This window comes from Amycolatopsis sp. 3B14 (assembly GCF_050958625.1).
Classification (GTDB): Bacteria; Actinomycetota; Actinomycetes; order Mycobacteriales; family Pseudonocardiaceae; genus Amycolatopsis_E; species Amycolatopsis_E thermoflava.
In genome coordinates this window covers 1-7978 of sequence record NZ_JBHZEN010000093.1, presented here as the reverse complement: position 1 = coordinate 7978, position 7978 = coordinate 1, and the positions used below count along the sequence as shown (strand labels likewise).

At 70.3% G+C, this 7978-nt stretch carries 11 protein-coding genes; 4 read left to right on the top strand and 7 right to left on the bottom strand.

Annotation, left to right across the window (positions count from 1 at the left end; all coding sequences use genetic code 11):
* Window positions 1-320 precede the first annotated feature (320 nt).
* Window positions 321-938, bottom strand: coding sequence for a flavodoxin family protein (locus tag ACCP09_RS37325; protein ID WP_123684996.1), 618 nt, complete (start codon window positions 936-938; stop codon window positions 321-323).
* Between the two features lie 103 nt (window positions 939-1041).
* Here ACCP09_RS37325 and ACCP09_RS37320 point away from each other — a divergent pair, with 103 nt between their 5' ends.
* Window positions 1042-1233, top strand: coding sequence for a DUF2795 domain-containing protein (locus ACCP09_RS37320; protein ID WP_433753646.1), 192 nt, complete (start codon window positions 1042-1044; stop codon window positions 1231-1233).
* Window positions 1234-1282: 49 nt separating this feature from the next.
* Here ACCP09_RS37320 and ACCP09_RS37315 read toward each other — a convergent pair whose 3' ends face one another.
* Genes ACCP09_RS37315 through ACCP09_RS37305 form a run of 3 tightly spaced genes read right to left on the bottom strand, consistent with a single transcriptional unit; the run spans window position 1283 to window position 3882 of the window.
* A complete protein-coding gene (locus ACCP09_RS37315) occupies window positions 1283-2113 on the bottom strand; it encodes an alpha/beta fold hydrolase (RefSeq protein WP_027934241.1) in 831 nt (276 codons plus the stop codon).
* A gap of 31 nt (window positions 2114-2144) precedes the next feature.
* Window positions 2145-3374, bottom strand: coding sequence for a styrene monooxygenase subunit StyA (styA, locus tag ACCP09_RS37310; protein ID WP_378365944.1), 1230 nt, complete (start codon window positions 3372-3374; stop codon window positions 2145-2147).
* Between the two features lie 16 nt (window positions 3375-3390).
* Entirely contained in the window at window positions 3391-3882 is a 492-nt protein-coding gene (locus tag ACCP09_RS37305; protein ID WP_167499090.1) for a flavin reductase family protein, read from the bottom strand.
* Window positions 3883-3967: 85 nt separating this feature from the next.
* Here ACCP09_RS37305 and ACCP09_RS37300 point away from each other — a divergent pair, with 85 nt between their 5' ends.
* Window positions 3968-4687, top strand: coding sequence for an IclR family transcriptional regulator (locus tag ACCP09_RS37300; RefSeq protein WP_433753643.1), 720 nt, complete (start codon window positions 3968-3970; stop codon window positions 4685-4687).
* Window positions 4688-4724: 37 nt separating this feature from the next.
* On the top strand, window positions 4725-5177 hold the full coding sequence (locus ACCP09_RS37295; RefSeq protein WP_433753641.1) for a MarR family transcriptional regulator: 453 nt from the start codon (window positions 4725-4727) through the stop codon (window positions 5175-5177).
* Here ACCP09_RS37295 and ACCP09_RS37290 read toward each other — a convergent pair.
* The 3 genes from ACCP09_RS37290 to pepE all read right to left on the bottom strand — a co-directional run bounded on the left by ACCP09_RS37290 (window position 5174) and on the right by pepE (window position 7293).
* On the bottom strand, window positions 5174-6004 hold the full coding sequence (locus tag ACCP09_RS37290; protein ID WP_255346897.1) for a PaaX family transcriptional regulator: 831 nt from the start codon (window positions 6002-6004) through the stop codon (window positions 5174-5176). The genes ACCP09_RS37295 and ACCP09_RS37290 overlap by 4 nt on opposite strands.
* Window positions 6005-6119: 115 nt before the next feature.
* Window positions 6120-6347, bottom strand: a complete 228-nt coding sequence (locus ACCP09_RS37285) for a hypothetical protein (RefSeq protein WP_027934247.1) — start codon at window positions 6345-6347, stop codon at window positions 6120-6122.
* A 235-nt stretch (window positions 6348-6582) separates the two neighbouring features.
* Complete coding sequence (gene pepE, locus ACCP09_RS37280; RefSeq protein WP_027934248.1) at window positions 6583-7293, bottom strand: dipeptidase PepE; 711 nt, start codon at window positions 7291-7293, stop codon at window positions 6583-6585.
* 94 nt (window positions 7294-7387) lie between these two features.
* On the opposite strand from pepE, the gene ACCP09_RS37275 reads away from it, so the two are divergent.
* Window positions 7388-7819, top strand: a complete 432-nt coding sequence (locus tag ACCP09_RS37275; protein ID WP_433753638.1) for a TIGR03667 family PPOX class F420-dependent oxidoreductase — start codon at window positions 7388-7390, stop codon at window positions 7817-7819.
* Window positions 7820-7978 lie beyond the last annotated feature (159 nt).

Below are 7978 nucleotides of genomic sequence, written 5' to 3'. Positions count from 1 at the left end.
GGTGTGGCGCGCGATGTGGGCGGTGGCGGGAGATTTTGCTGGGGTTTGGGGCGCGTAGGGTGGCGGCGTGGTTGCTGCGGGGTGTCACGGCGGTGCGACTGGGCGGTGGGGCTTGGGTGCGCTCGTCCGGCGGTGTCAGTCTTCGCGGCGGGAGATTTCTGCGGGGGTTTGGGGGGTTGCGTAAGGGGGGTGGTGTGGCGCGCGATGTGGGCGGGAGATATTGCTGGGGTTTGGGGGCGTGTAAGGGTGGTGGCGTGGTTGCTGCGGTGTCACGGCGGTGCGACTGGGCCGTGGGGCTTGGGTGCGCTCGTCCGGCGGTGTCAGTCTTCGCCGCGGGAGATTTCTGCTGGGATCGGGCGGTCGCGCAGGGCGGCGGCCACCGCGTAGAGGTTCTTCGCCATCAGGCCCGCCACCTGGTGAACGTACTGGTGTCCGTGGTCGGTGTCGCTGTAGCTCGGGCCCGGCCCGGGGCCCATGTTCCAGTAGACCCAGGCCTGCCCGGGGATGGTGAAGCCGATGTCGCCGAGCGCGCCGTTGATTTCGCTGATCACGTGGTGCGCGCCGTCCTCGTTGCCGGTCACGACCACGCCCGCCACGCGGTTGTATGCAACCGGTGTACCGTCGTCGCCCGTCTCGGACAGCATCGCGTCCATGCGTTCGATCGCCCGCTGCGCGATGGACGACGGGTGCCCGACCCACGTGGGTGACGCCATGATGAGGATTTCGGAGTTCAGGATCTCCTCGCGGATGCCGGGCCACTCGTCGCCGTCGCCCATGTCGCTGCTGACACCCGGCTTGATGTCGTGGTCGACCAGCCGGATGGTCCGCACGTCCGCGCCGAGTTCGCGCAGGCCTGCCGCCACCAGCTCGGCCAGCGCGTCGGTGTTCGACGGCTCCGGCGAGGGCTTCAACGTGCAGTTCAGGATGGTTGCGCGCATGGTGACGGGCTTCCCGTCCGGTCGATCCGCGAAACGGGACGAGTCGAGGCCCGATCGGTGGGTAGCCCCGGGGCGAACGAGACACAACAGGAAGGAGCAGGACATGGCTGCCCCGAACCCGATCCAGATGCAGAAGTTCCTGTCCGGCGTCGACTACCCGTGCACGCGGGACAAGCTGGTCGACCACGCGCAGAGCCACGGCGCGCCGGAGGACGTGCTGGACCACCTGCGCCGGCTGCCGGACCGCGAGTACGACGGCCCGAACGCGGTGAGCGCCGAGTTCTCGCGCTCCTGACCGGAGACCGACGCGCGGCGCCGTGAACAGGCACGGCGCCGCGATGGCGTCAGAAGGCGTTCAGGTGTTCCAGCATCATCGCTGTCAGCACCTCCGGAACCTCCTCCGGTATCCAGTGGGTGACGTCCTCCAGCATCTGGAAGGTGTACGGCCCGGTCACCCAGTTCTCGGTGTCCAGCGCCGCCGTCGAGCCGAGGGCGACGTCCTCCGTGCTCCACACGTACAGCGTCGGCACGGACACCTTGTCGATGGCGGCCCGCGGGCGGTTCGCGCGGTACCAGTTGAGCGCCGCGGTCAGCGCGCCCGGCTCGGACAGCCGCCGGATGTACTCGTCGACCCGGCTCTGGGGCACCTTCCACTCGAACATGCGCCGCAGGGCCTCGGCGTTGTTCGCGAGCATCTGCCGTTCGGTGGATCCGGACCGCCAGTCGCGCATGTACTGCGACCGCATCTGCTGGTCCTCGTCCGTGCGCAGGGCCTGGCCCAGCGCTCCGGGGTGCGGCGTCGACACCGCGGTCAGCGTCCGCAGCCGCTCCGGGTGCTCCGACGCCGTCCACCACGCGACGGCGCCGCCCCAGTCGTGCCCCACCAGGTCGAACCGCGACCACTCCAGGGCGTCGGCGATCGCCAGGACGTCCCCGACCAGCTCGTCCATGCCGTACTCGGCCGCCTGTTCCGGCCGCACCCCCGGCGAGTAGCCGCGCTGGTCCGGCGCCACCGCCCGGAACCCACGGTCGCCCAGCACCGCGACCTGGTACTCCCAGGAGATCGCCGCCTCGGGGAAGCCGTGCAGCAGCAGCACCGGCCTGCCGCCGGCGGGCCCGGCCGCGATGGCGTCGAACGTGCCGTTCGCGGTCGGGATGCTCAGGTAATCCATCACGCCGGGAACCTTACGGCCTGCCACCGACAGTTCAGTCCGCCATCCCGTGCCCGGCCAGGAACTTCCGCACCCGTTCGGGCGAAGCGAGGATGTCCCACTGGCGGTCGGGGTGGCTGAAGTTGTCGGTGAAGGTGTCCGCCACCGCCTGGTTGGCCGACATCGCGCCGAGCAGCTGCAGCAGGTGCGGGGCGGGCGGCACGCGGACCATCAGGTTGGTCCAGTCCGCCGTCGCGTGCACGAGGTTCTCCCGCCGCAGCGCCACTTTCCGGCAGAACCGCTCGTCGAAGGTCTGGTCTTCCAGGATGGTCCGGCCCAGCTCCCAGGCCGAGTACGACGCGCAGTTCGCGCCCTGGCCGACCACCGGGTCCACCACGGTGTGCGCGTCGCCGAGCGCGACGACGTACTTGCCGTTGGGCAGCCGCGTGTAGTCCTCCCGCACGGACGGCAGAACGCCGCCCTGCAGCAGGTCCTGCGGCCCGGTGAGCCGGAACTTCGCCGGATCGATCCGCTCGAACGTCCGCGGGTGGTGTTGCCGCGTCTTCTCCAGCACCAGCTTCTCGAACGCGGCGGGGTCGTCGTCGTAGCGCGCCTCGGCCAGCACCTCGGTGTCGCCGCCGGGGATGTTCTCGAACAGCAGCGCCGTGACGTGCCCGGCGAACGAGAAGATCGGGATTTCCAGCAGCTCGCCGTTGCCGGGCGAGATGCTCATCGTGACTCCGCGCGGCTCGGAATGCGCGATGCCCTCGTAGAGCCCGACGCACAGCTTGCGCTGCGGGCTGTCGTAGGGCGACTTGTCCGCCCGGCGCGGGAACATCGCGCTCAGGCTGCCCCGCCCGGAAGCCACGACGACGAGGTCGTGGCGGTCGGACAGCTCCGCCACGTGCGCGGGATCGACCGGCCGCACCTGGAAGTCGCCACCGCGGTCGGTGAAGTCGCCCAGGATCCGCGGCAGGTAGATCCGGTAGTCCAGCGCCCGCGACGGCGCGGTGAAGAAACCGGGGAACGACAACGGGTCCGGCAGTCCGATGTAGTGGTGGTGGCCGAAGTAGAAGTACTCCTCGGCGTCCCAGTGGTCGATGCCGAGCAACCGCTCGCGTGCGACCGTCGTGTGGTGGTGCGCGACGCTGTTGGGCAGGCGGCCGCCCGCCAGTTGCTCCGCGGTCCGGTCGCTGTAGATGGTGACCGGGACGTCGTGCTGCCGCAGTTGCAGGCCCAGGTGCAGGCCGGCGATCCCGGCGCCGACGATGCCGATTCCCGCCATTGAGAACTCTCCTCGTTCAGTGCAGTGCGCGATAGGAACCGGTGAAGAAGACCAGCGGTTCGGCGTCCGAATAGGACAAACGGGTCACGCGGCCGAGGAACAACAGGTGGTCCCCGGCCGGGTGCACCTCGACGACGTCGCAGCCGATGTGGCTGAGCGCGCCGTCCAGGAAGGCGAACCCGTCGTGGTGGTGGAACTCCGGGCGCAGCCCGGGCACCGGCTGCCCGGCGAAGTGCCGCGAATGGTCCTGCTGGTCGCCGGCGAGCACGCTGACCGCGTACCGCCCGGTGCGGCGCAGCAGGCCGGCCATGCGCGACCGGTGCCCGAGCGACACCAGGACCAGTGGCGGCTCCAGCGAGACCGACAGGAAGCCGTTGGCGGTCATGCCGTGCACGTGCTCGCCGTCGACCGTGGTGACCACCGTGACGCCGCTGGTGAACCGCCCCATGGTGCGGCGGAAGTGCGCCGGGTCGACGGCCGGGTGGTCATCGAGCGACGTCTCGGGCACGACGAAGCCTCCCCAGGCAGCAGCTCTGATATCGAGCGTTGATCGGTGTTCTGAGCTCGATATGCGAGCAGCCTAGCGTGTTAGAGTGACGCGGGCAACGAAGGGGAGCGGGGTGGAGACCAAGCCGGGCGTTCGCGCGCAGACGCTGGACCGGGCGCTCGACGTGCTGGACGTCCTCGCCGACGGCCAGCCGCGCACGAGCCACCAGATCGCCGACGCCGCCGGGTTGCACCGCTCGATCGTCTACCGGATCCTGCGCACGCTGGAGGACCGCCAGCTGGCGCGGCGCACCGCGGAAGGCCGCTACACGCTCGGGCTCGGGCTGCTCGTGCTGTCGCGGACCGTCCTCGGCGACGCCCAGGCCCGCCTGCACGAGGTGCTCGGCGAGCTGGCCGACACCGTTGGCGCGACGGCGTTCTTCGCGGTGCCACGAGGTGGTCAGGTCGTCGCCGTGGTGACCGTGGAACCGGATCGCCGCCGCGCCGCCGTCGCCTACCAGCCGTGGACGCGGGCGCCGCTGGACCGCGGGGCGTGCGGCCTGGCGATCCAGTCCACAGGTCCCGCACATCCGGACGAGCGTCCTGAGGTCGGCTGGGCGCGGCAGACCGGGTACGTCCGCACGGTCGGCGAGATCCACGCCGGGCTCACCGAGATCGCCGCGCCCGTCCGGCTCGCGCACGGCGCCGGGGGCAGCGTCGCCGTGGTGTTCGTGCCGGGCGACGTGGACGAGGACCGGGCCGCCGAAGCGGTGCGGCGTACGGCGATCCGGCTCGGGCAGCCGGAGTCCGGGGTCTGGGAGCTGTAGTTGACCTCCAGTTCGCTGGAGGTTCTACCGTCGGCTCGTGATCAAGGAGTACAGCGACGAAGAAGTGGCCGCCCAGCCCATCGGGGCGTGGAGCGGCGAGGCGTACCGGCTCGTGGTCGGTGCATTGCGGGAGGCGCTCGCGGTCGAGGACCTCACCCAGCCGCACTGGTGGACGCTGAACCACGTCGCGGGCAGGCCGGGGGAGTGGACCCGTGCGGCGCTCGTCCGGCGCCTCGCCCGCTACGACGACCTTGGCATCGACTTCGACGCGGTCTTCGACGACCTCATCGCGCGGGGCTGGCTGGTCGAGCGGGACGGCCTGACCCTCACCGAAGCGGGCGAGGCCGGCCGCGTGCGGGCCCGCGACCGCAACGCGCGCGTCCACGAGCGGATGCACGAGGGGGTGGACCGCGGCGACCTCGTGACCACGATCAACGTCCTGCGGCGGATGGTCGCGAACCTCGGCGGCGACGGGAACCTGCCGGACTAGGCCGCTTCTTCCTCGCTCACCAGCGTGTCCCAGTGGCGCTGCGCGACCGGCCGCCATTCCACGTGCCTGCGGTGGAACAGCTCCGCCGCCTTGGCACCGCTCCAGCCGTCGGGCAGCAGACGGCCCGGCAGGCGCGGGTCGAGGAACGGGAAGCGGCGCCACTCGTGCACCAGGCGGGTCTGCGCGTGCAGCACCGCCTCGCCCGACTCGGGGGCCAGCGCGGCGAACTCGTCGATGAAGTCCTCGTAGCGCTCTTCCAGCGCCGTCAGGTCCCAGGCCCGCGCGACCATCGCGTCCTCGTCGCCGATCCGGCCGTACGACGCGACGAACGACATCGCCTCCGCGTCCAGTCCCAGCTCACGCACGATGGAGTTCGCCTCGTCCTGCCGGCTCGGGTCGGGGCAGATCCACACTCCGGGCGTCGGCGACCCGAACCCGGCCCAGGTCAGCCGCGTGCGCAGGCTGTGCCGCAGGTCCCGCTTCGTCTCGGGCACCGACACCAGCAGCATCAGCCATGTGCCGTCCCAGGGCGTGTCCGCGCGGCCGAAGCCGTAGATCCGCTCGGCGCCCTCGGTCAGCAGCCGCCGTCCCGGCGCGGTCAGCGACCAGCGCACGCGCCGGCCCTGCCGCTGTGACACCAGCCAGCCCTCGGCCGCGGTGCGGGCCAGGGCCTGGCGGGCCGACTTCTCCTCGACGCCGAACATGCCGAGGACGTCGACGAGGGTGGAGGTCCACACCGGGCGGTCGCGGGGCAGCACGAACTCGCCGAGCACGGTCATCAGCACCGACCGCGCGCTCGTGTGGCTGACCTCGCGCCGCCTGCTCACGGTGGGGCGGGCCGTGGTGTCCGCGATCGCGCTCACCTCCCCGCACAAGCTGACCTCGACGCCATTGGCGTTGCTCAGGTTAGCTCACCCGGCACAGTTCGCGGTGCGCGGTAGGTCAATGGAGGAAATACGACAGGTCGTGCACCAAATCCCATTCGGCGCGGTGCGCCTCCGGTGGGCCCGTCCACGGTTCGTGAATGATCTGCTCGTCGCGGGCGCATTGCCCGCAAAGCGGGTGGCCCTGCGCGTCGAAACACCATTCCTCGTCGGCGGGGGTCTGCTCGTGGGGAACGAGGCAGCCGAAGCAGCTGTCCGCGGGGCGAAAATCGATGTGCGTGGTCATGATCGCATCCCGTCGCTCGCAGTTGCACCATGGTAGGCACGGGTCGGAGCGGGCACGAAGCATCGTCATCCGAATGTAGCAAACGGTTGTCTCGGCTGCTGAAACACTGTTGAACCTTTTATTGACGGGTGTGGTTCGCCGCTGTCGGAAACGCGTGGAAAATGATGCGGACCGGCCTTTGATTCGAGGCGCACTGCCGCGCGTTCCGGAAAATGCTTGATCAATTTTCGCGGGCTCAGGCGATTTCGCTCGCCAGTAGGTCGCCGAGGTTCGCGCCCGGCCGCAACTCGGCCGGCTCGGAACCGCGGCGGAACAGGCGGGCGCCGCTTTCGTCGCCACCCAGGGTGAGGCTCTGGTCCTCGCGGCGCAACCAGGTGCCCTCGCGCAGCCCCAGCACCGGCACGTCGTTCTCCTCGAGGAACTGCTCGATGCGCTCCTCGCGGGTCTCGCCCATGTGCGTGGAGCCCGGGTCCGGGTCGAGGTAGTGCGGGTTGATCTGGAACGGCACGAACCCGGCCGCGTCGAACGTGGGCGGCTGCACGATCGGCATGTCGTTGGTGGTGCGGATGGTGGGGCAGGCGACGTTCGTGCCCGCGCTCGATCCGATGTAGACGGTGCCGTGCGCCACGCGGTCGCGGATCGGGGCGAGCAGTTCGCGGCGGTAGAGCTCGCGCAGGAGCCGGAACGTGTTGCCGCCCCCGGTGAACACGGCCTGCGCGGAGTTCAGCAACCGGATCGGATCATCCTGGTGGGCGCCGGCGACCTCGACGCCGAACGGGGCGAGCGCCTTGGCGACCGTGGCCGTGTAACCGTCGTGGTCGGCCAGCGCGAAGGGGACGAACACCAGGCGACGCACGTCCTGGAGCACTTCGCCCAGCGCGTCGGTGGCGTGCTCCAGGTAGCCGCGTCCGGGCGCGGTCGAGTTGGACAGCAGCAGCAGACGCATCGATGATCCTTTCCGGCGCTCGATCCCCGAATGACTATCACGGGCGGTCCGCGGAGTTGCCGCGGAAGTGAGCCCGGCCACTACGCTGGGCGGTATGGCAGATGGCGTTCTTCCCGACCCGTCCAGCCCGTTCGGGCAGCGGGTACGCGAACGGCTCGAGCACGAGCGGGTCGTCTGGTTCACGACAACCGGCAGCGACGGCACCCCGCAGCCGAACCCGGTGTGGTTCGTGTGGGACGACGGCGGGTTCCTGATCTACAACGCCGCGCACGCCAAACGGCTGTCCCACATCCAGGGCCGGCCGCAGGTGGCGCTCCACTTCAACAGCAACGAGCAGGGCGGGGACATCGTGGTGTTCCGCGGCCTGGCCCACCCGGCCGACACACAACCCCCGGCCCACGAGAACCCCGCGTACGTGGCCAAGTACGGCGACGCGATGGAGTCGATCAGCGGCAGCCTGGAGGCGTTCTCGAAGGCGTATCCGCAGGCACTGCGCGTGCAGGTGAACGCGGTACGCGGATACTGACGGCGAAAGCGCCAGGGCACAAAACACAAGGTAGCTGGGTGGTCATCCCGTCGCCTGACACCGGCGCGATCACCTTGAGCCAGGGCCGCAACCCGCGCTGGGTCCGGCGGCCGAGAACACAAAGCTTGCGGCCCTGGCTCAAGGTGATATGCACAAATC

Bases quoted from the DNA above. Each gene is read 5' to 3' on its own strand.
- ACCP09_RS37325 (WP_123684996.1), bottom strand. From the start codon at position 938: ATGCGCGCAACCATCCTGAACTGCACGTTGAAGCCCTCGCCGGAGCCG.
- ACCP09_RS37320 (WP_433753646.1), top strand. From the start codon at position 1,042: ATGGCTGCCCCGAACCCGATCCAGATGCAGAAGTTCCTGTCCGGCGTC.
- styA (WP_378365944.1), bottom strand. From the start codon at position 3,374: ATGGCGGGAATCGGCATCGTCGGCGCCGGGATCGCCGGCCTGCACCTG.
- ACCP09_RS37285 (WP_027934247.1), bottom strand. From the start codon at position 6,347: ATGACCACGCACATCGATTTTCGCCCCGCGGACAGCTGCTTCGGCTGC.
- pepE (WP_027934248.1), bottom strand. From the start codon at position 7,293: ATGCGTCTGCTGCTGCTGTCCAACTCGACCGCGCCCGGACGCGGCTAC.
- ACCP09_RS37275 (WP_433753638.1), top strand. From the start codon at position 7,388: ATGGCAGATGGCGTTCTTCCCGACCCGTCCAGCCCGTTCGGGCAGCGG.